Source organism: Burkholderia sp. Leaf177, from assembly GCF_001424345.1.
Taxonomy (GTDB): domain Bacteria; phylum Pseudomonadota; class Gammaproteobacteria; order Burkholderiales; family Burkholderiaceae; genus Caballeronia.
This window is the reverse complement of the sequence record NZ_LMPF01000022.1, coordinates 71774-94252: the sequence shown is the minus strand read 5'-3', so window position 1 is coordinate 94252 and position 22479 is coordinate 71774. Positions and strand designations below refer to the sequence as shown.

Sequence of the window (22479 nt, the reverse complement as noted above, 5' to 3'; positions counted from 1 at the left end):
TCTCTTAAACCTTCAATACTCCTGGAATGCGAGTGCAAAGGACGTTAGCCACTTGAAGCTCGTTGTTCACTATCACCGAACGGTCGAGGGCCGGCAAGGATAGTCGACACTCGACAGTGAGCGCGGACATAGTGCTTGGGTCGCGCACTCAGACTTTGATTGAGTTTGGATGGCATCACAATGACCGATAACGCCATATTAAATCCAACATGCGCGGCTTAAGTAAGAATGAATGACCGATTAACTTGAGCCGCATCGAATGAATGCATCTTCCTGTTCCTTAAGACCCGCCAACAGACTATGCTGGCTGCGAGAATGTGCACCCTTTTGTCTAAAGGCTTTAATTGACGCGATCTTCGTGAGTCGCGATACCTGTTTTTGCTCTACGTGCCGTGAATGTTCGTATGAAGCAAATTCGTCATTTGTTCCGCGGGAAAATTTTGATGACCTCCCAGTCTTCGCTGACACTTGATCCCCCCGAGCCAGGCTCTGTAATTTTGGCGAAGCCAGACCCCGATTTTCCCGTAGTAGGTATAGGTGCGTCAGCCGGAGGTTTTGGAGCGTTGCTGAGTTTTTTTGAGCACATGCCGGCGGATGCAGGCATCGCTTTCGTATTAGTTATCCATCTTTCGCCGACACACGACAGCAAAGCGGATGAGGTTCTCCAGCGTGTGACTGCTATGCCGGTGCTGCAGGTTGTTGCTCGCACGCGAGTGCAGGCAAATCACGTGTATTTGATCTCGCCGGCAAGTGACTTGACCATTGACGGAGAATTTCTCGTTGCTTCTGCAGATGATCGTCCGCGTGGGCGTCCAGTCGCGATTGACCTTCTCTTCCGTAGCCTTGCCGAGTCCCACGGGTCACGAGCGATTAGCATCATTCTGTCGGGAACCGGGAGCGATGGCGCTCTTGGCATCGCACGCATCAAGGAGCAGGCCGGCATTACTATTGTACAAGCACCGGAGGACGCGGAATACAGCGAAATGCCGCTAAGCGCTATTGCTACGGGTTCCGTCGATATTATTCTTCCTGTCGCCCGTATTCCGGCAAAGCTTGTCGAGCTTAAGGAAAATTCGCATGCGATGAAGTTGCCGCCGATCGAGAATGAAGGCCCAGATCAGCGGTTCGCGCCTAATTACTCGAAGACAGAAGATGAACACACGTTGCGTCAAGTGCTGGAGCAGCTTCGGACCAGCACGGGCCACGACTTTCATCACTATAAACGTGCAACGGTTCTGCGTCGGATTGAGCGGCGGTTGCATGTCAATTCCTTAACTGACCTGCCCGCATATAAAACTTACATTGACCAAAATCCTGGCGAAACGGCGGCGCTGTTAAAGGACATGCTTATCGGCGTGACCAACTTTTTTCGAGATCGCGCTGCTTTCGACGCGCTTGAGCACAATCTCTTCCCCAAGATCCTTGCCGAAAAATCGGCTGATGATCGTCTGCGGGTTTGGGTAGCGGGGTGCTCGACCGGTGAGGAAGTGTATTCGTTGGGAATGGTGCTCGGCGAGCTCGTGGCGGCGGCTTCCAATGGACCGTTGATCCAGATGTTCGCTACAGACATTGACGATAACGCCATCCAGTTTGCGCGCGCCGGTAACTATGCTGATTCGATCCTGACGGATGTTACTCAGGCGCGCGTGGACAAGTTCTTTAATCACCGTGAGTCGCGTTACGTTGCAAACACTGAGCTTCGTGAAAAGATCTTGTTCGCTAAGCACAATGTATTGCGCGACCCCCCGTTTTCTCAGATTGACTTGGTCTCCTGCCGCAACCTTCTCATCTATCTCGACCGATCGGTACAACGGGAAGTTCTCGAAACTTTCCACTTTGCGCTAAGACCAAACGGATATTTGTTTCTCGGAAGTTCCGAATCCGCTGAGATCGCCAACGATCTGTTCACGCCCATCGACAAGAAGCACCGAATTTTTAAGGCGAAGGCGCTTGCCATTAGACAGCGGCCGACACCACGACTTAGATCGTTTGGTCCATTCGCCTTTGAGAACAACGCTACGTTGCCAAATGTTCCTTCCGCGTCATCCGACCCATTCTCCGCGATCCATTTGCGCGTGATCGGCGAACACGCAGCCCCAAGCTTGCTCGTCGATCGCGATGCAAAAATTTTGCATACATCTGAGGCCGTAGGACGATTTTTGTCGCACGTGGCAGGAGAGCCGACGCAAAACGCGTTGATACTGATAAACCCTCAGTTGCGCCTGGAGCTGCGAACGGCGCTTTTTCAGGCGCAGCAGGAAGGCAAGACAGTCACCACGCCGCAGGTGCGCTTTTCATATCGTGAAGAATGGACTTTCGTCACTATGTCGGCACGCCCATATCGCGACACAAAGTCGGCCCTTGACGTTATCCTTGTTTCATTCGATGAGCAGACTGAACCAAAGTTTGAGGAGCTCTCGGTGTTATCAGCGACCGAGAACGCAACAGTAAGCAATCTGGAAAGCGAACTTCAACAGGCTAGGGATCAATTACAATCAACGCTTGAACATGCCAATGTATCAACTGAAGAGCTAAAGGCATCCAACGAAGAACTGCAGGCCATCAATGAAGAGTTATGGTCAGCGACCGAGGAGCTGGAAACTAGCAAAGAAGAGCTTCAATCGGTAAACGAAGAATTGTTGACCGTGAACGGCGAACTACAAGCCAAGGTCGTAGAAACTGCTAAGGCCGTCGATGACCTTGGTAATTTGATTGCTTCGAGCGGTGTTGCGACGATCTTCGTGGATCGGTCAATGCGTATTAAACGATTCACGGCGCCCGCTGTTGGCCTCTTCAATCTAATCGATTCCGACATTGGCCGTCCCTTGCTCGATCTCACTCATCGCCTCAACTATCCGGAGCTTGCAACTGACGCCGCTGCTGCTTTCGAAACCCTCATGGTAATAGAGCGGGAAGTCAGTACGAAAGCAGGAGGCTGGTATCTTGCGCGTCTTCTTCCGTACCGGACTTCAGATGATCACATCGACGGGGCCGTACTTACACTGATTGATATAACAGCGCGCAGAGCAGCGGAGCAAGATGTCCGCTCGGCCGAAGACCGTTTAAAGCTCGCAGCCATGACGACCGACGATTACGCGATCATAGTCCAGTCGCTCGATGGGATGATCGTCAGCTGGAACAAAGGCGCCGCTCGCGTGTTCGGGTACGAAGAGGCTGAAGTCGTGGGAAGACCCATTGATCTGATTTTTCTGCCTGGCGATGTCACTGACGGTGTGCCGTCGTCCGAACGCCGCCATGCGGCGCTTCATGGGCGGGCAGAAGACGAGCGCTGGCATGTCCGTCGTGACGGCACGAAGATTTACTGTGCGGGTGTCAGTACCTTGCTCAAGGCGAATAACTTTGAAGGGTATGCGAAAATTTTACGTGACCTCACCGAACGAAAAATTGCCGATAGCAAACAGCTCCGGCTTCTAACATCGGAACGGGAAGTGCGTGCACAAGCGGAGGCATCGTTACGCATCAAAGATGAGTTTTTTGCAGTCCTTTCGCACGAACTTAAGAACCCATTAAATCTGATCCACGTGAAGGCGGAATTGCTTGCACGCTCACCTGAGGTCCGTTCAATCGCGGTTGTGCAAGACGCTGCCGATGCAATCCAACGCTCAGTTGTTGGTCAGGCAAAGATCATTGATGATTTACTGGATCTTTCGCGAGTACGGACGGGCAAGCTTGCCCTGCAGTTGGGACCGGTAGACGTTTCTGCCTGCGTACAATCAGTGATCGAGGCGAGTTTGCGTGATGCGTTGGAAAGCGATATTAAATTGAACGTAGTGGGTATAGCTAACCCAGTGATCATACACGCTGACGGCGTGCGCTTCGAACAGATGCTATGGAATCTGTTAAGAAATGCTCTTAAGTTCACCTCACGCGGCGGTCAGATCAACGTCGAATTGAGTCTGTTGCCTGAGGCAGTGTGCATCGAAGTGTCTGATACCGGCCAAGGCATCTCAGCGGATTTTCTACCTTATATTTTCGACATGTTCAGCCAGGCGGATGGCGGAGGCCGACGAAACAATGGCGGGCTGGGAATCGGCCTTTCCCTGGTTAAGCAGTTGGCTGAAATGCATGGCGGCCAAGTCGACGGGACTTCGGCAGGCGTTGGCAAAGGTGCCTCTTTCCGGCTTGTGCTTCCAACAAATTCAAAAGGTTCTATCTCTGCTTTCGTGACGACGGTATTGGATACGCGCATCTTGCAGGGTTTGCGCATACTCCTAGTTGACGACTCGACTGAAGCTCTGGAAGCATTTCGTGCACTTCTCGAGCTCGAGGGCGCACACATCTGCGCACCGTCATCTGCAATAGAGGGGCTTGCCGAGGCTGCAGTGCAGGATTTCGACCTTTTATTGTCAGACATTGGCATGCCAACGATGGACGGTTACGAATTCATCGCCGCGCTTCGTAAATCGGAACGCAATGCCGCGGTCCCCGCTATTGCGCTAACTGGATTCGGACGCGAGCAAGATGCGGCGAAAGCGTTGCAGGCCGGATTCAATGCGCATATTGGCAAACCTGTCCCGCTTCCCGCTCTCATCAAGGCGATAGGATTGCTCTTGTCGAATAAAGCGCGTCGTTAAGCGAGCGCACCTGAACCGTTATGAATTGCATTTGCTAAACGGCTATAAAAAGATTAAAAGCCCCTTTCTTGCTTTCAAAACTAGAGGGACGAATCCTGGATATCCGATTCATTACTGCAAGCACACAATGTTCTGTGCCGAAAGCCACGACTATCAATGACGCATTGAAAAGGACCTAAAGGACCGCGTAGGACGCCATGCAGCCCTTGCCGCTCTAATTCTGGACCCATGCCTACCGACTTATGTATCGATGTATCGACCTACCCCTACGACGAGACCAAGTTGGTGGACGAAGACAAACATCAAGCTGATATGGGCAGGGGTAGCTGACTGCGGAAACGGCGTAAAAGATCCAAGAAAATGATGACAGCACGCTCCCTTCTAGGGTGACTACAATTGCGTAACTGGTCGAGAGGGCATTTGTTTGGGTCGAGACGGTCTGCATCAAGCACGAGCGCTCGAACTGTTGGCAAGAAAGATCGATCTCGGTGCGCTCACCAATGGTGAAGAGTCGCGTTCAGACAAGGGTACTGCCACCACCAAGTCACAAGGACTTCGCTAAAAAAACGAATCCTTTTGCCAGCTATGTTGCTAACCTAGCCACTCGTTCCAATGGTGAACAATATGAGGTTAGTCTGGTTGATGGTCCTGCTGGTTGCAGTGTCCGAAATGGCAATAGCAAGCAAGTACTGGGAATTCCTGTCACTAAGCAACTGCGACTCAGGAGATCAGGCCGTATGCCTGGTCTCTTTATATTTCACCGAACACGAGTGAGAGAAGACCCAAGGCTTCAATTAATGGGGTGGTCCGCATCGGCGCAGGGAGAACACCTGCTCATTGCCCTACTTGTTCACCGCGTCCTTGAACGCTTTGCCGGCGGTAAACTTGACGGTCTTCGACGCAGCGATTTGCAGAGGCTCGCCGGTCTTTGGGTTGCGTCCGGCTCGCGCAGCGCGTGAGCCCGTGCCGAACGACCCGAAACCGATTAGCTGGACCGCATCACCCTTGATCACCGCTTTGGTCACGGTCTCTAAGAATGCGTTGATCGTTTCTTCTACTGCTGACTTCGCGATGCCCGCTTGATTTGCTACTGCGTCGATCAGTTCCTGCTTGTTCATGTCCGTCTTCTCCATTGATTGAGTGGGAGCCGCAATGCGTGCCGAGCACCAGGATACATTACCCAAACAACCGCGTTGTTCGCAGCGGCACCGCTCTTGGAAGCCGCGGCGTATTTACTTCGTCGCAAAATTCGCCAAAGCGTACTCGCCCTCGTCTTCCGAATAATATTTCGCCGCTTCATCAAGCATCCGCTGGCGCTCGGCCCGCACATAGATCGACGTTGTCTGCAGTGACGCGTGTCCCAAAATCCGTTGCGCTACATCGATTGGCATACCTCGAGCAACCGTCTGGGTACCAAAGGTATGCCGAAACGCGTGAGCCGAGGTGGCCATGAGTTTGACGTGCGCACCGTGTGACAGTGCACCTTCTCGCAACAACGCTTCCGCGATGCGTCGGATCGCTTCGCGCACGAGTCTCGCCAGTGCGTCTGCCGCGTAGGGGACATGAATTTCGTGATCAACCGCGCGCTTGCCATGCGATGCGTCGCCATGCTTCGCTATCGACGCATCAGTCCCATTGATCACCACCGGAGCGATCAAGGGACCCTCGGCCCACGCTTCGTTAAAGTCCAGTCCCCGGTCTGCCCAGTGCGCGCGTAGCGCTGCGACGGTTGTCACGCTCACGGGTACCGTGCGTTGCTTGCGGCGTTTGCCTGCGACGGTCAGAGCCCACACCGAGCGCTGCTCGTTCGCTGAGTTGGCTGACGAGTCGATCGACGAGCCAGTCGCCGTAACCATAGCAACACTCAGATTTTCACGCCGGGCATTGGCTGCTTCGTCACGGCGCACGCCCGAGTTTCCCATTAATAAAATTGCCGCGCGCGCGATGCGCCACTGGCGCGCTCCTTCCTTGGTTGGTGTAAGACCCCCCAGCTCCTCGTCGTTGCATCGAGCATCCAACTCTGCGCGCAACCGCGTCCAGAGATCGGTGGGCAGCGCTCGCTCGACCTGCACTTCGACCTCACGCGTGAGGGTCGCCGGATCCGTCACTGCGCTCCACGGGTTGCCGCCCAGGTAGCGGACCGACGTCAGCCACGCGAACGCTGATCGGATCGCACGCACCGCGTACGCCTGACTGTCGGGCGACAAGCTGCTCGATGCGAACGGTCGCCATCGCCCGCTCGACCGCGGCCGTTTTGGCCCAACAAAGGTCGCGCTCGGCGCCTTTAAAAAATCTTTGTACGCCTCACAGTCTTCGACCGTCATCGACGAGAGCGCGACGCCGCGCACAATCACGAGCCACAGGACCAGGCGTTCCAGTTCACGCGTGTACGCGCGCAAAGTTGGCGGCCGATCGCGGTAACGATTCAAATAAGCATGGACTGCGGCGAGGTCGTGGTCCGCCCGGATGAACGCGAACTCACGCGCGCGATTGGTCCCGTGTGCACCCGAAAAGACGGTCGGAATGGCAAGGCGTTCGAACGGTGCCAGAAGTGGCGCGTCGATCGATCCCCCGATCACAACGACGTTGCCGAGACCTATCGCCGGCATAAGCGGACCCGCATCTACATCGTCATCAACTCGCATTCCGAGCGCCGGCTCGTGACGACGCAGCCAGGCAACCAGGACGCTCGCTCGGTGCGCGCCGATGCGCGGCACCGAGCGCCACCAACTGCCGCCGTGCGAATTGCAATACGCAACGAGTTCGCCGAGTGTCGTAATCCGCTCGGCCGTCAGTCGTTTGGTCACCAGCGGTCGCAGCCAGAGGCCAACGTGATGATCCGCCGCGGGAGCCGCGGCCGCGAGTACCGAGGCCTGCTCGACCATGCGTAACGTAACTGCAGTGAGCTTCGCGCTGCCGTGCTGCTTGATCGATGCTTTCAGGTGCGCGGCGAGCGCAGCTGAGCCGTTGCGCAGTGCAAGGTGCACGAGGTCGTCAAGCATGGCGCGCAGAAAACGCTCCATTGCATCGGCGCTCGCCGCTTGCGGCGAGACCGCTCGATCATCCGGATCGTAGTACCGGTGCGCGATGACCGAGGGCGCAATGTGCTGTACAAACGCGCGCAGTGCGGCGAAATCGGTGCGCGTATAGGTCCGCGGCGTCGGCAGCGGGAGTTGTTGTGCCTGATTAGCCACGCGCCCTCCCCGTCTGCTCATCAGCCGACGAATTCGGGAAAACCCGCAAATTAAAGCAGATCATTAGCTCTGAGAGAGGCGCGAAGTGAATTTACCTTAATTTTACGCATTAAACGCTTGTCTGCTAATATCAATTAGCAGTCCATATTTTTTGTCGTGAGGCCCGGCATCAAGAGATGTGACTTCGCGCGTCTAGGATTGTATGTGTTGGCCTGTACAGGCAGATTCGCTTCAGCACTCAATAACTATTAAAGCTAGTTACTTTGCACCCTACGTCACCAATGCCAACCGTGTTTATGTTCGAATCTGACACACGTTCTGCCAGCGCTGCAGTAGACCTACAGCCTGCAGTTTTGATGACGTGGGTCCTTGAATAAGACGCGCGCGATCTATGGCGAGCATCTATCGCACCTCGTGCGAGTTTACTCGGCGTGACCCAAGTCTTTTTGTAGTCACTGCCGTATGACAGGACCAAGAAATCATGATGAAAAGGTTAATTTCCAGCTCTTAGGTTCGCAAGTTCGTTCACACGTCGCGCTTCCCATTCGAGGCGCGCCTTCGCAAGTTCCTCTGCAAGGAGCTTTTCATCCGGTAACACTGTGTGATATTCCGCGGCGAGAACCTTATTTGGAAGCCCTTCTAGCGCGTACCGTGCGACTGCAGCATTGGTGCGAGCGCACAAGATCAATCCGACCGGCGGATTTTCCCCAGGTAAAGTCCAGTGCTCACGGGCGTAGTTGCAGTACATGTGCATTTGCCCTACGTCGGCGTGGTTCAGTTCTGTTAGTTTCAGATCGATGATGACCAGGCATCTCAGGCGTCTATGAAAGAACAGTAGATCGACCCGAAACCAACTTTCGCCAATTCGCAAGCGACGCTGACGTCCGACGAACGTAAAGTCGCCGCCCAACTCGAGCAAGAAATCTTCGAGGCGATGGACGAGCGCGTCTTCCAATTGGGATTCCGAGTATTCGTCCTTTAGGTCCAGGAACTCCAGAACATAGGGGTCCTTAATCGCCTCTTCGGGTGTGACGAAGTCGCTCGGTTGTGCCTTGCTCCCTTTTTCTAACATTGTTCGCTTGTTTTTCGACAGCATGGCGCGGGTGTGAAACTGGGAGGCGATTTGCCGGTCGAGCTGACGCACGCTCCACCCGCCTCGAAGCGCTTCGGTTTCGTAGAACGTGCGCTCGTCAGTCGAACGAGTGCGTCGCATCAGGTGCACGTAGTGCGTCCACGAGAGAGGGAAGACCGTTGCCAATTGCTCAAGGTCGAATTCCCGAATCATCAACTCGGAATTTGTGCCTACACCCTTATCTTTGGATTTCCGAATCAGAGATTCGGAAATTGCCAATGGTGGATAGGTCAAATAAAACAGGCGCATCAGTTCTAGGTTGTCTACCCCGAAACCGCGGCCGAACCGCTTGGTTAGATCGCCAGATAGTCGAACAAGTAGCGCTTGGCCATACGCTGCCCTGTTCTCTCCACCTTGTTCAAATTCGACAACGCGTCGGCCAACTTCCCAATAAGTTGCGGTTATCACCGCGTTCACGCTGCGTGCTGCGGCTCGGCGGCTACTCTCCAGAATCGCGATGATATCGCTGTGAATGCCTTTGTAGTCAGCGCCGCTTAAAACGATCTCAGTCATTGATGGTCATATACTGTTGTAAAAGAATGTCCGGCAGCCGGCTTAGAAATCCCCTGAACTTAAGCATAACGGTTCCGAGGCTGTAACCATTGCTTGGATTTGACGGCGCTATTTGCTTATTCATCGACCCATCTCACGTACATGTTGGCCTCATTTGAATCGTACGCGGCCCCCGAGAAATCTTTTCGATCGACTTCGATGGCGTTATTTTTGCTCGACATCGTCTGCCCTTGGATCTCGACAAATTAGAGCCGTGCGTTAACGGGATCAGCAATGGGGCAGATGTTGCTGTTTAATTTAGCAGGCCGCCCCGTTAGTCGTTCTGAAACGCTGTTAGTCAGCGAAAGGTGCGTCAGACCGTTAGTTGCAGATTATCTACCCTTGCGTTTCGACACTGACTATGCCGGTGAGCACCCGTGTGATGTGACTCCGCAATACCCTTATAGCGGGGCCATTCGAAGTCTGTCTTTGCCCTTGCCTACCGGCTTGAGGCCTATGGGTATTCCTAGGCCCATTGAGCCCTTCTCGACGCGCAATCGTCAAGTCGTCACGTTGCAGTCCTGCGGCGATCCGTCTTGAAACGATCGCACGAAGTGAACGCTTATTCAGATTATCGTCGGTGTTCATCGGGTTGTGGCTACCGGCAGCCAGCAACGAACGCGCCGCCAAGTGGTCGCAAGATCTGCATAAGCTGCGGCTTTCCTTTCATGTACAGCAATCACACTAAGCGGCTGTTGTACAGAGTGTTGGTACCGTCCGGCAGCGTCGATCAAGTGCGACGGCAAATAGCAAGATAACCTGCGCAAAATGAGTACGGTAGCGAGACTGTGCAGCAGGCTACTGCAGGACACAGCAATAGTGCAGCCATGCACCATGGGTTGGAGCATGTTCGTATATCTTTAAAAAATCGCGTAGCGAACTTAAGAGTTTCTAGAACCTTCTTAAAACCTTCTAGCTGCGTAGAAACTGCTTGTTTTATACTTAATAATCAATTGGTTAGAATATTATTCAGTGTGTATTTGACTCGCGTGGGTGTCTATTTGACTGGCCCGGGTGTCCATTTGACTGGCTTAGGTGTTCATCTGACTTAATCAGGTGACCATCCGACTAATTAGCTTGTGGATAACATAAGTTTCGATTCGTAGCTGCTGTTAGCGCCCGCCATTTGCGACGTGCCACGTGGATCTGCACGAAATTTTTCCATTTGAACGTCAAGGTGTGGGTTTTGGTGAGTATTTGACTAGAAATATACAGCTTGTCCGCTACTTTCAGGGGATCACCGAGTCAAATGCTCACCTGCCATTACATCTGTAGTGACCATTCGACTTGAAGTTGACTTGAACAGCGCGGGGGGAAATTGTTCACTTAGCCGGGGTCGACAGCGCTCATGCCTTCCGCGGTGACTAATTGACTACGAGTAACCTTCACTTTGTCGGTGTCGTCTATTTGCCAAGATTTGAGGAAGCCGACGTCAGTTAGGTGCGTAAGCGCTGTTTTAATGGCGCGTCGAAAGAATTTGATCTCGGCCATTCGCGATCCGCAGAGCTTGTGGATCGTTTCGACTTTCATGGGATAAGGATTCTGATTTGTTGAGTAAAAGGCATGGAGCCATTTCTCGAGTGGCGACAACTGAGAACGTATCTTCCAATCAATTCGAGTGTAGTCACCGGGTTTAAGTTGGGCAGCAACCTCGGTATTGATTTGAACCTTCCAAAATGTTACCTCGTCGAAGCTGCCTTCCTGAGCTCCAGCGTACTTAAGCAAGAGTGGGCCACCGTACACCACGGGGACACTGGTTTTTGTGCGGGCACGCGTAACTTCAAGGGCGCACGCTGTTAGACGCCGGATGGTTTCCCGCAGTTCGAGAAGACTTCGGGAGTTTTGCGTCCATCTGAGCAGTTTTATGAGCGCCCGAGCATCGAATTCAACCCATTCCTGCCGGCTATCAACCGTTATGCCACGCGACAAGTGAAGGATCTGCAGGTAGACGTCATAGTCTCGCTGCCGAAGTTCTTCGCCAGTATAGGTAATGCGAATGTGCTCTAAGGCATAAATGGGCTTGGCCTTCAGGTCCATGCGTGCATCTTTTTGTCCGCATGTAAAAAGCGCGGACCGTACAAGGTCATGAAGCACTGGACGATGCTCTTCGGACCACAACGGAATTTGTACGCGCGTATGGACCCGCGGCGTTTCGGTCGGCATCGCTCTGCGTTGAACCATCGACTTTTCCAGCCGCGCAACGATATCCAATGCCGTTTCCTTCGGCAAGTTTGTTTCGATCGCCTGAGCATCCCCGAAAAACTCGGCTGAGATGAGGCTGGAAGTCTTTTTTAGGCTCATTTGGCTTTGATAGGTGCTCGTGATCGAGTATTCTAGTGGCGATTACTTTTTAAAGCGACAACAACAATTTTTGATCGGGTTAACTAATGATAGATCCTCTACGCATCGGCTACACAATTAGCGACATTGAGGACCAGGCAAATCGGGTTGCAGATGTCGTTGAACGGGTCAGAAACAGTATATTTTCACCTGACTACTTAAAGAAAGCGCCGACTTTTTCTGTAACGCAACTTTCTGCACTATGCAGGATCGATCGAAGCGCGTTGATGCGACGCATCGCGAAAGGAGATCTTCCAGCAGGAAAAGAAATCAATAAGGCTAAACGTGATTTTACGCTTGCGGAAGCCCGTCTATGGGCGCGGGCGTATGGCAGATCGTATCGCCGTAAGCCAGATGACCGTGCCGTTGTTGTGACTACGGGCAACAGTAAGGGTGGTGTTAGCAAAACTACCACGACGATGTGTATGGCCCAAGGTTTGTCGTTATTGGGATACCAGGTGCTGTGTATTGACTTAGACCCGCAGGGGTCTTTGACTAGTTTGTGCGGCTATCTTCCAGATACGCAGGTGCAGGAGGAGGATACCGTGTTGCCTCTTTGTGCTGGCGACGAGACTTCACTTCGGTACGCAATCAAGCCGACCTACTGGGACGGATTGGATGTGGTCGGCTGCAGTCCTGTAGCCTTTGCCGCGGAATTTCACATCCCGAGTCGGCAATCAAAACGAGAATCTGGATTCCGCTTTTACGACGTGCTAAACAAGGGACTTGAAGACCTCCGGGCTGAATACGATGTTGTTCTGATCGACACCTCCCCTACTTTGTCGTATCTGTCGCTAAACGCATTTTTCGCGGCTGACGGATTAATTATGCCTATTCCACCACGGGGAATGGATTTCGCGAGTTCGAGTCAATTTTGGACGCTATTCTCGGGGCTGGCAACTTCGATCGCGGAGCAAGCGGGTGGAGAAAAAATTTGGAAGTTTATAAACGTTTTGTTGTGCATGACTGAAGGCCAAGGCAACGTCAATGAAAGCGTGGTGCGTGAGTGGATCAAGGTCGCTTACGGCGACAAATTAATGACGGGCGAGATCCCTAAAACTGTTGTTTCTAGTTCCTCAGGAACGAAATTTTCGACTGTTTACGACATAACAAAATACACGGGAAGCGCAAAAACTTACCAGACGGCGCGCGTCGCGTATGACGCCGCAATTGACCAGGTTGAAGCTCAGATCCGTCGCGTTTGGGCGTTAGGATAAAGGACACGAAATGATGACAAGCAAAAAGGAAGAGGCGATGCAGTTGGCCGCGGCCGCGTTGGATCCGGATATGTTGCCGCGCATTGGACGAAGGGCACCTCGCGTTGCGATGAATGCAGTCACCGACTTTACTGGCGAGCTTGGGAAGGTTGAAAAGAACCTTGCGGATACACAACAAAAATTGGCACTGTACGAAGGTTCTCTTCCTACGCGAAAAATCCGGCCTGAATTAATTAGACCTTCTAGGTTTGCGAATCGCACGGAACGTTCGTTTGATGACGCTTCCTTCGTTGCTTTCAAGCAAGAGATTGCGAGCGCAGGAACGAACGTTCAGCCAATAAAGGTCCGGCCTGCAGCCGATGGATTATTTGAGATAGTGTTTGGTCATCGGCGTCATCGTGCTTGCCTTGAGCTTGGGATCGAGGTGCTTGCGCTTATTCAAGACGGAATGACGGACAAGGCGTTGTTCGAAGAAATGAGCCGCGAAAATGAGCTGCGCAAGGATCTCTCGGCTTATGAATTAGCGTTGCACTACAAGCGCGGGATCGATCTGAAGCTGTACAAAAACTGGTCTGAAATCGCTGCCGTTTTGGGCAAGACCAAAAGCCTTGTTAGTCGATATAGCGCGTTGGCGGAATTGCCTAAAGCCGTGGTGGATTCTTTTGAATCGCCTAACGACATTCAGCCGAAATGGGCGGAGCAATTGCGAAGAGTAATTGAAGCTGACGCGGCGGCCGTGCTTGAGGCTGCTAAGAGCCTCAAAGGAAAGAAGATGTCGGCTCGGGCGGTATTCGAATCGCTGATAAACCGCCAGGCTGAAGAGTTCACCCGGGTGAACTTTCCAGCGGCCGTGTGGACGGAATCCACTCAACGTATAACTATCGAGATAGCGAAGACGTCGTTGTCTGATGCCGAGATAAAAGCTCTTCGACAATTTATAGGGTCGCTTTCGAATGCAGGTTCACCCGGGTGAACTCTTTCTGGGACTTGATCAGGCAACTCACAATTAGGGTGCAAAAACCAATGTATGATTCGCGGTTTGCAGCTAGAACAATCCTTAGAAATATGAATACGCGCCCCGCCAAAGCACAATCACTTGATGAGCATCACAGTTGATCGGTTCCGGTTTGCTGGTACAACGGTTGCCGATGAGTAACCAATTGCAGGCCGGCGAACCTGTTTTTATTCAGACCCCCTACGATTGCTTAGTATTTCGTGCTCAGATTCCCGCAGTCGAATTTCGACGGGGCACACGGGCAATCAATAATTAGATAGCTGTCGCGCAACTCTTGGCATCGACGGCACCCCAGTGCAGCCACCCAGGCGGTAATAGAGGTTGCCTGTACAAGCCGGACCGCGATGCTGAATTCTTGAATCGCGTAGAATGGTCTGTCGCAGCTATATGAGCGACCAGTGCCGTTATTGTGCTCGGCAGAAGCACGACAGGTAGGACGCGTGACTCGTAAGGCAGCCTGCGCGCTTGCGCAGGAAAATCAGATCATCTGCCGCAAGCCATCCATCGACTCTTTTAATCCGAGCCGGCCGCGTTAAACAGACAGCAAACCAATAGACAGACTCCGCTCGATCCCTTTAGAACGCCAAAAGGTGCTCCTGGCGCCGTGATTTTTCTGAACAGTGTCAATCGGCAATGTCCCACCAGGGGCAATGGGCCGGTCCAGTCCCGTTAATTTGGGGCAAGGCGGTAAATCAGTATCAAAACAGCACATCGTTCAGGCCGACGGATGCAAAAATCAAAACAGTTGCCGCCTCGCGTTAGGCGTGGCCGGCATGCAGTTGACATCGAAAGGAGGGGCATGCTCCACTGCAGCGGCGTAGGGCAGACCGTTCGTGGCCGCCAATCTTGTTCAGCGCTTATCAGCGATGAGCGGCTAGATCCCTTCTGTATAGCTTTTCCAACTCTGACTTCTGTAACTCGCGGCAACGACAATTGCAGGACTTGTTATCATCGCTCAAGGGCGACGACACGCCATGAGGGCGGTCAGGTACAGCGTTTAAGTCAGACGTGCTCGCGCACTTCCTCATGCGGCAATCCGGTTGTGCAGGATGTTTGTATCCGTCTCCCACCGATTCTGACAAAAATATCAAGACTGATCGAAGTAATGCAGCCCGGTTGTGTGGTGGCAATTAGACGGCGAAGAGCAAATTACATTGCACTCAAGAGCCCGAGATTAAATGCGGGGAATCGGTGCATGCGAAAAGTTGTTACAGAGAAATTTGGCGCCTCCTGAGGCAAACCAATGGATCGTTTAGCCACACCAGAAGCACGCATTTCGGAGAAGGGCACTACCTGTAATGTGCACTCAATCGTGTAATTGCCAAGTACATTCCAGAAAGATTACGTTCGTGTAAAAGCTGGAGTGGGCAGCTCGGCGCCAACCTGCGCAGGTAGTGTCTGTCAACAACGACCAACGCGCGCCTGCCCGGTCCTTCGACCCGCAATCGATACCACCTTGACGAAGTATTGGTGCCAAATTGGACTATAGGTTTGGTGTCACGAGGATGTTGCTAGCTCTGCTTCTCATAACTAAGCTAATACGTAGGAAAAGTCGAAGGTATGACTCAGCGCGTCAATGAATAGCCGATAAGAACGATAACGCAACTTGCTGCGAAAAAGCCGGTGTTATCGCAGACTCCCGGTGACTGAGCTCAGCTACCACCGACAAACAAATCAGTCCCAGAAACGACGTGAGTATCGAGGTAAAGTTACCTCAAACACACCGCTTCGATGACGCATATAGATGAAACACGACGCCTGCGTAGCCTGCGCCGCATTCTAAGTAAAGAATGCCTTGGCACGCTGGTATTTTTTGATCGCATCCTCTAGAGATCCGCAAAAGTACCAATGCGCATTTTGGAAAACCTAAGGAATGCGGTAGAGAAGAACACGCTGCTCAGCGACTGAACATGGCGCCGCGCTGGGTCAGAGAAAGCCTTGGCAAATCCGTGGAACATACACGAGAGGACAAAAATATAATTAAATCTATAATAATCAATTAGTTATCGGAAAATTTTGAGTTTGTTTCACGCAAATATAAATCGAGATTCCAGCAAAGCGGTTTTAAAAGCAAATATAAAGATGTTAATTTTACTAACCGTGCCAAGAAGCCCAATTCGTATCAAAAGATACATTTTTTAGGCAATGTGTACAAATCGATATCATTACTCTGATGACTTCGCCTGATCGATTGTCTCAATTCATCAGCCTAATCTCAGCGAGCAATAAGATTGGTCGCCTATCTTGGCTATCGGGAGCCAGTGGGATCCAGCAAGGGAGAATGTGTCCACGTCGTCGCGAGCTCAAAGCATGGCGGAGCATTTACCCACGCTCTTGGAACAGTAGGGTTTGTTGTTCCTACTCTTCCCGCATACTAGATGCCATTCAACTAATCTAACCGCTGCCGCTCAGTTGCCGAAACAGAGGAAGGCTTTAAAGCGTGTACCGCCGATTTCCGAACAGAGACTGAGTCGTACATCTGTGAACCCCTGTTTCGACGACGAAAATCGCAGATCGAGCACGTGTGGCATCAACGTCTTGATGAATCGTACCGCCGTGTTTCGAGGCTGGCTGACTGGGTAATGGTGCAAAAGCAAACAGTGACGGTCGAACGATTGAATTACACCAGTAAAAAGCGTTCCGCGAGGCGATTCCAGGATTTGGTATTCGACTGCACTAATCTGTATTGACCAATTCGCGCCCCGGCAATGCGATCGTCAGAACGCACTAGCATCTAACAACGCAGCTGTCGCTTAACCAGGAAGGTGTTGTACTTTCGGTCAAAAGCCACGCGTGTCCGTTTGCGTGGTTGTGCGTTTGAGTAATGCGGGTCAGTGAGGTTTTAAGAATCAAACCCGTAAACAGATCTTGCGTATGGCAATCCTCGATTTCCCGGACGCTGAATAACGGCCGCTGCCGTTGTTGTACCGTATGTTGACTATTTGCTGGAATACAAGCGCGAGTGCTTTCTAAACGCGAGGTAAATCGTCGGTTTGCGTGTATGAAAGCAGTGGAGGGCGACAGGTTCCGTTTTGGCTTAAGTGTGGGTTGAATGATTGATGGCACCGTGGTTGGATGCACCGAGCTCGATCGATCACAGTTGTGCATCAAGCAGTAGATCCGAACACGACCGTGATCAAATATATCTGGGCCATTGCGAAAATGAGACCAGATGAAGAAAAAAATAATAGATTAGCCGATCGACCGGTAGCGGTCCGACCAAGGAGTTGAAGCGACGTGTAGGTGTCGTTCGTGCTAAAAGTCGTTGGCTGAAAATGCTCCATGTGCAACGGGTCGCAGAAAATTTGAGCGAAGGGGCGAGTATGCGAGTTCAACGCCTCCACAAAATTAAACGCGCGCCACAGCATGCCTCGGTAGTCCTGACCAATGTCGTTATTGGAACGCTGAAACAAGCGACCATCGACCAGGCAAGCAGATAATTGACCCGACCCGTTGCAGTCTACGGTCTTACACTCTCTTCCAATAGATCCTGTAGTCGCTGGGAACGGAGGGCAAAAATTCATCGACTTCACTTTTGAATCATTGCTTGCTACATCTGTTGGAACGCTGCAGCGTCGTTGTCCACATTCCGGCAATCGCAATGATTACGTTGAGAAGTTAAGGGTTCTAATATTGTCCTGATTGAGCAGATTCCGCCAGCTTCTAAGCCGTGTCAGCGGGGACTAAAAGTAGTGCTCGGTCCCTTATCTGATGACTGCAGCGCTATTGATAGTATTCCTAATGAAATTTGTAATGTCACGGGTGGCGAGGACTCGAGGCGACAATGCTGCGCAGGAAAAAGGACGAGTTTAAGGCTGCTTGTGGTGCCCACCGAATACATGATGGTAAAGTTTGATCAACGTAACTTAACTGTTGAGAGGACCTCTGATGAACAAGCAAGAACTTGTTGATGCAGTCGCAGCACAAACCGGCGCGAGCAAGGGCCTGACCAGCGAAATCATCGATGAGGTGCTGGCAGCGATCACGCAAGCGGTGGTGTCCGGCGATACGGTTCAATTAGTTGGCTTTGGTTCGTTCGGTACGGGAGCACGTGCCGCTCGTGCGGGGCGCAATCCGAAAACCGGCGAAGCGCTCCAGATTGCGGCCGCTACGACGGTAAAGTTCACTGCAGGAAAAGCGTTCAAGGACAGCGTCAATCAGTAACGCTCCGTATTCGACTGTTCATCATTGCTGGTCACTCCGTGTGTGCTCATTTCGCAGTCTAGAGTGCTACTCGGAGCTTGATACATTTGCACCTATAATTCGGTTGATTCGGGTTAGATCTGACAAGTGACGAAGAAATGGACGGCGCGCAACACGCACATGAACCATCCCTCGTGGAAAATGGCCAAGCCGTTATGTTCACGGTAGTGACCGCTGGTCGCGAGGTGAAGGCCCTAATTACGAGGACGGCGCTAGAGCAGTACTTCTGGTTGGGTCCTGATGCAAGCGAAGGCCGCGTGCTGCGTATATTTGCTGACGGCCGCCAGCGTATAACGGCCGTCACGCAGCGCGTGGCTTTACGCAGCGGCGCGACCGAAGTCCGCCTTGATGCAGAGGAGTTTGCGTCGTAGGGCGCTTACATTTTCCAATCCGCCCAAATTTTTATAAGTTTGAGTGTTTAATCGTTGAGCTGTGATGCTTAGGCTCGGCGAATTTTAGATGCGATTTATTGCTGTAGCCATCTCTAGATTCCTGGCAGCAGTCTGACTGCTTACTGGACTCTCGCTCCTGCTGCAATTGCGAGCGCAACATTCGGAGTTTAATTCTATGAGTCGTACATTTGGACGTCCAGATTCGCGAGGCAGCGGTCCACGTCCAGCGCGCCAGCACCCGCCAACCAGCGCATCGCAGACGCAAAAGAAGCATTACCGGAAACCCGTTCAGTCAAAGGATCCCGCCCAGACGGCATCTATATTCAAGACTCGAGCGTTCAAAGTACTGGTCGACGCTGTTGGTGCAGAAAATGTAGCGTTGGGTCTCGACTCGAATCTGGCCCGCATCGCAGAATTGGTCAGCGGAGAGCGTTTTACACCCGAGACAGCGTTTCACATGGAAACGACGCTTGGTCTTCCCGATGGTTTCTTCGATCATCCAAACCCCATGTTGCCACCAGAAGTGATCGCACGACTGCGCTCTCCGCTGGAAAATAGGCCGACGGACAGCGTATTTGATGACCCAGCGGACCCTTCGCCAACTCATAAGTCGGCCGATCCAACAAAACACCCCGTTTTGAGCGGAGCTGTAACAGCCAAGGATGTCGATATGCCGAGAAAGACCAGCACTGCACCCGCACCAGCCAGCAAGAAGGGCAAGGTGATCGAGCCGAAAGGTACCGGCGCAATGGCGAAGACCGATCAGTCAAAGGGCGTTTCGAGAGCGGCCAAGGCAGCGCATCAACAGTCGCTTGAACTGGCAAGCACACCTTCAATTCCTGAGGTTCGGCAGGCGAACCTTCATATCTTGACTGCCCGCAATGGATCGAAAGCGCTGCTAAGCCGAATGTTGAACCTAAGCCAGTCAAACATGGCGCATCGGTTGCACGGGAAAAAGCGTTTGGACGACGTCGAGGCAAAACGCTTTACCGATGTACTGGAGCTCCCGGTGGGGTGGCTCGACACGCCACGACAGACGGACGATGTGCCTGACCACGTGAACGAGCTCCTCGCACCGACCGCAAGAAAGCGCAAGACTGCGACGCCCACAGCAACTAGTTATAAACCACAAGCGGCGGTAGCGAAAAATGTTGTGGACGAAACAAGCGCGGTGCCTCAACCGCAAACCGTCAGCGTCCCAGAGCAAGACGTTACAAGTAAGCCAATGGAAAATGTCAGCACTGTAGTGAACGCTGCAAACTTACCCGACAAACCTGTTGATGCGGTTGATGGTGCCAACCAGAACAGCCAATCGTCGAATATCGGGAAAGACTTGGCCGATAAAGCGCTTTCGATTTCAGTGGCGAGCGACCTTGCGCATTTGCGTGGGATTCCACCCATCGCTGAAGCATTGCTGAAGACAATTGCTGCGAAGGCGCGCACTGGGCTTCTGAACGAAAGCAAGGCGTTGGAGCTCTTGCAACAAATAATTTTGCTCTGATTGAATCTTTGGTCAAGGACCAACTGTTCGATTGATCATGACATGAGGTTCGTTTAGATGGACCGGATGCGGTGTGGGGCGGCACAAATAGATTGATGCAAATCTGCGCCGGATCAGACGCCGTTATTGATTGATGCGTCGCATCCAGGGCTAATTGAAGACCAGCAGCGATATAGTCGGCTCGCGGTATGGCATTCAAACCCAGCATCGCGCGACGAAGTATGCGGAGCCGAAATTCTACCTCAGCTCACCAACTATGAACCGACGGGGCTCGCTGTTTGCAAGATCTTTTGATTGTTTTCACCGCAGCGCTTGTACCACTTCTGGGCAATGGCGCGATTAGGAACCGAGTCCCCTGACGCCGTACATCCCCAGCGATTCTCCCAGTAGAGAGCAAGTGTCTGCGCAGCGTCGCGATGGCCAAAACCGAATGCCATCTCGTATCTTGCCTTCGCGAGCTCGACATCAAGTGCTTCGCCCCGCCCGAGCCGGGCACTATCGCCCAGCGCCGCTGCTGAAAGTCCCTTTAGTTTGTCTTGCGCGTTTTCATCCTTCAATACATCGACGAGGATGCGATTGGCCAATTCCGGGTCGCTGTTTCCGCCCGTGCCTGCAAAGAGCGATAGCGCATAGGTGACGCGCAATGCGGGATGCTTGTCGATGCCGATCTGCATGAGGAGCTTACGGCCCAAATACGGAGCGCCGGGGATTGGAGATAGGAGCAGGGCGTTGGCGGTCGTGGCAATTGACTCAAGCGGGGCAAAGCCCGATTTGTACGCGGATACAACATGTCGATAGAACTGTTCGATGTCGAGCGTAGCATCGTGACCCTTAAGCGCTTGCCACTCCCGATGGATCTGGTTAAACCAACTCAATTCAGCCATATGAATTTCCCCGCGTAACAGATGCGCGATATATTACTCTCGATTAAGCGGTGCTTGAGTGAATGATGGTCTCTGTTACGACTTACCTAATTCACCGGATGACCCTTCCCAAAAACGTCTGGTCTTACGGCGGCAAAAGCTCCAGGGCAGGCTTCTTTTGCCTATATTATCCGAAGGACAGCAGCGAATGTGCGCATCCTCGATTCAGGATAGACGTAAGAAGAAGCCTTGAGATTGCGCAACGTATCTCGCGTCTACAAAGGAATGAACCACAAAGTCTAAATAAGGTGTCGAATAGTGGACACGGTGCCGCTGTTTTTTTGACTGACAATCAATATCAACTTCGTGCCCAAGTATTAGAGCTTGGCAAATGATTGGTGTCTCTGCGGACCGAAAGTAGTGCTGAACGCAGATGTAATGCTTTGAATTGACAAGTTTGTTTGCGTAAATCAAGCGTCGTGGCATAGTGCAAGCATTCACTATTGGAGGCCACTATGCCCACACTCGAAGTCATTCAAGAAAAGCTTAAGAAGTTGCAGGCGCAAGCCGACGTGCTCATAGCAAAGAAAGCGCAGTCCGCGTTGGATCTAATCCGTCGCCTGATGGTGGAACACGGATTGACGACAGAAGATATCGAAGAAAAAGCGAAAGCAAGGCCGGAAGCAAAAGGGGACAGCGGTTTGGGTATTGCGACAAAGCGCAAAGCATCCAAAGCCCTTGGCACCAAAGTCGCGCCCAAGTTCCAAGACCCAAAGAGCGGTGCCACGTGGACCGGGCGTGGAAGCGCACCGGCTTGGATCGCTAAAGCGAAAGACCGCACTCGGTTCCTGATTCAAGGTAATGCGGTGGTGGCTCACGCCGCATCTCCCGAAATTGAGAACGCGGATGCAACGACAACAGCGAAACCGCGTGGGTACAGAACGGGACCGCAGCCGGCTAAGTATCGCGACCGCAAGTCAGGTGCAACGTGGAGCGGCAAAGGACGCGCGCCAACATGGCTTGCGAACGTCAGAGATCGCACCAAATTCCTGATTGAGGAAGAGGGTGCATCGCCCGTTGCTGAAGTCGCGACCAAAGCGGCGAGTAAAGCGTCTGCTGTAGCCAAGAAGGCGAATGCGGCAAAGAAGGTGACGCAGAAAGTTGCAGCGAAGAAAATCACCGTGAAAAAGGCCGCCGCCACAAAAAATGAGGCGAAGGAATCAACGCCAATACAATCCGCTGCTGTTAGCAAGAAGGTTGCTGCGAAGAAGACAGGACCAGCTGCGAAAAAGAGAGTTGCAAAGAAGGTGAGTGCTTCAGGCAATGCTGCGAAGGCAGCGACTGTAGCCAACGACAATGGCATTAACCAAGCAGCCATTGAAGCGCCCGCAGTTTAATCGCGCTAGAGTAGTAGGGCGGCCTCTTGGCCGCTCGTCCCCGATGCAGAGCGCAACATTGCCCGTAAAGAGCTCCCG

Annotated in this window: 12 protein-coding genes; 7 read left to right on the top strand and 5 right to left on the bottom strand. The window is 52.5% G+C overall.

Going from position 1 to position 22479, the window contains the following annotated elements; genetic code table 11:
• Window positions 1-404 precede the first annotated feature (404 nt).
• Window positions 405-4595, top strand: coding sequence for a CheR family methyltransferase (locus ASG35_RS19275; RefSeq protein ID WP_235527618.1), 4191 nt, complete (start codon window positions 405-407; stop codon window positions 4593-4595).
• Window positions 4596-5437: 842 nt separating this feature from the next.
• Here ASG35_RS19275 and ASG35_RS19270 read toward each other — a convergent pair.
• From ASG35_RS19270 to trfA, 4 genes are all read right to left on the bottom strand, one after another.
• Window positions 5438-5728, bottom strand: a complete 291-nt coding sequence (locus tag ASG35_RS19270; protein ID WP_162244423.1) for an HU family DNA-binding protein — start codon at window positions 5726-5728, stop codon at window positions 5438-5440.
• A gap of 99 nt (window positions 5729-5827) precedes the next feature.
• Window positions 5828-7618, bottom strand: coding sequence for a phage integrase family protein (locus tag ASG35_RS19265; protein ID WP_327019653.1), 1791 nt, complete (start codon window positions 7616-7618; stop codon window positions 5828-5830).
• A 664-nt stretch (window positions 7619-8282) separates the two neighbouring features.
• Entirely contained in the window at window positions 8283-9434 is a 1152-nt protein-coding gene (locus ASG35_RS19260; RefSeq protein ID WP_056361154.1) for a PDDEXK nuclease domain-containing protein, read from the bottom strand.
• Window positions 9435-10799: 1365 nt separating this feature from the next.
• Window positions 10800-11774 (bottom strand): plasmid replication initiator TrfA, encoded by a 975-nt coding sequence (gene trfA, locus ASG35_RS19255; protein ID WP_056361151.1) that lies wholly within the window; start codon window positions 11772-11774, stop codon window positions 10800-10802.
• Window positions 11775-11860: 86 nt separating this feature from the next.
• Between trfA and ASG35_RS19250 the strand changes: the two genes are divergently transcribed.
• The 5 genes from ASG35_RS19250 (at window position 11861) to ASG35_RS31485 (ending at window position 20141) form a co-directional block, all read left to right on the top strand.
• On the top strand, window positions 11861-13030 hold the full coding sequence (locus ASG35_RS19250) for an AAA family ATPase (RefSeq protein WP_056361148.1): 1170 nt from the start codon (window positions 11861-11863) through the stop codon (window positions 13028-13030).
• A 10-nt stretch (window positions 13031-13040) separates the two neighbouring features.
• A complete protein-coding gene (locus ASG35_RS19245; RefSeq protein ID WP_056361146.1) occupies window positions 13041-14003 on the top strand; it encodes a ParB/RepB/Spo0J family partition protein in 963 nt (320 codons plus the stop codon).
• 3930 nt (window positions 14004-17933) lie between these two features.
• Window positions 17934-18209, top strand: a complete 276-nt coding sequence (locus ASG35_RS19235; protein ID WP_056361140.1) for an HU family DNA-binding protein — start codon at window positions 17934-17936, stop codon at window positions 18207-18209.
• Between the two features lie 137 nt (window positions 18210-18346).
• On the top strand, window positions 18347-18619 hold the full coding sequence (locus ASG35_RS32780) for a DUF1488 family protein (protein ID WP_056361138.1): 273 nt from the start codon (window positions 18347-18349) through the stop codon (window positions 18617-18619).
• A 196-nt stretch (window positions 18620-18815) separates the two neighbouring features.
• Window positions 18816-20141 (top strand): hypothetical protein, encoded by a 1326-nt coding sequence (locus tag ASG35_RS31485; RefSeq protein WP_156393260.1) that lies wholly within the window; start codon window positions 18816-18818, stop codon window positions 20139-20141.
• 254 nt (window positions 20142-20395) lie between these two features.
• Here ASG35_RS31485 and ASG35_RS19215 read toward each other — a convergent pair whose 3' ends face one another.
• Window positions 20396-21025 carry a hypothetical protein gene (locus tag ASG35_RS19215; RefSeq protein WP_056361129.1) on the bottom strand — a complete coding sequence of 210 codons (630 nt, stop codon included), beginning with the start codon at window positions 21023-21025 and terminating at the stop codon, window positions 20396-20398.
• Window positions 21026-21519: 494 nt separating this feature from the next.
• Between ASG35_RS19215 and ASG35_RS19210 the strand changes: the two genes are divergently transcribed.
• Window positions 21520-22401, top strand: a complete 882-nt coding sequence (locus ASG35_RS19210) for an H-NS family nucleoid-associated regulatory protein (protein WP_056361125.1) — start codon at window positions 21520-21522, stop codon at window positions 22399-22401.
• The last annotated feature ends 78 nt before the right edge of the window (window positions 22402-22479 follow it).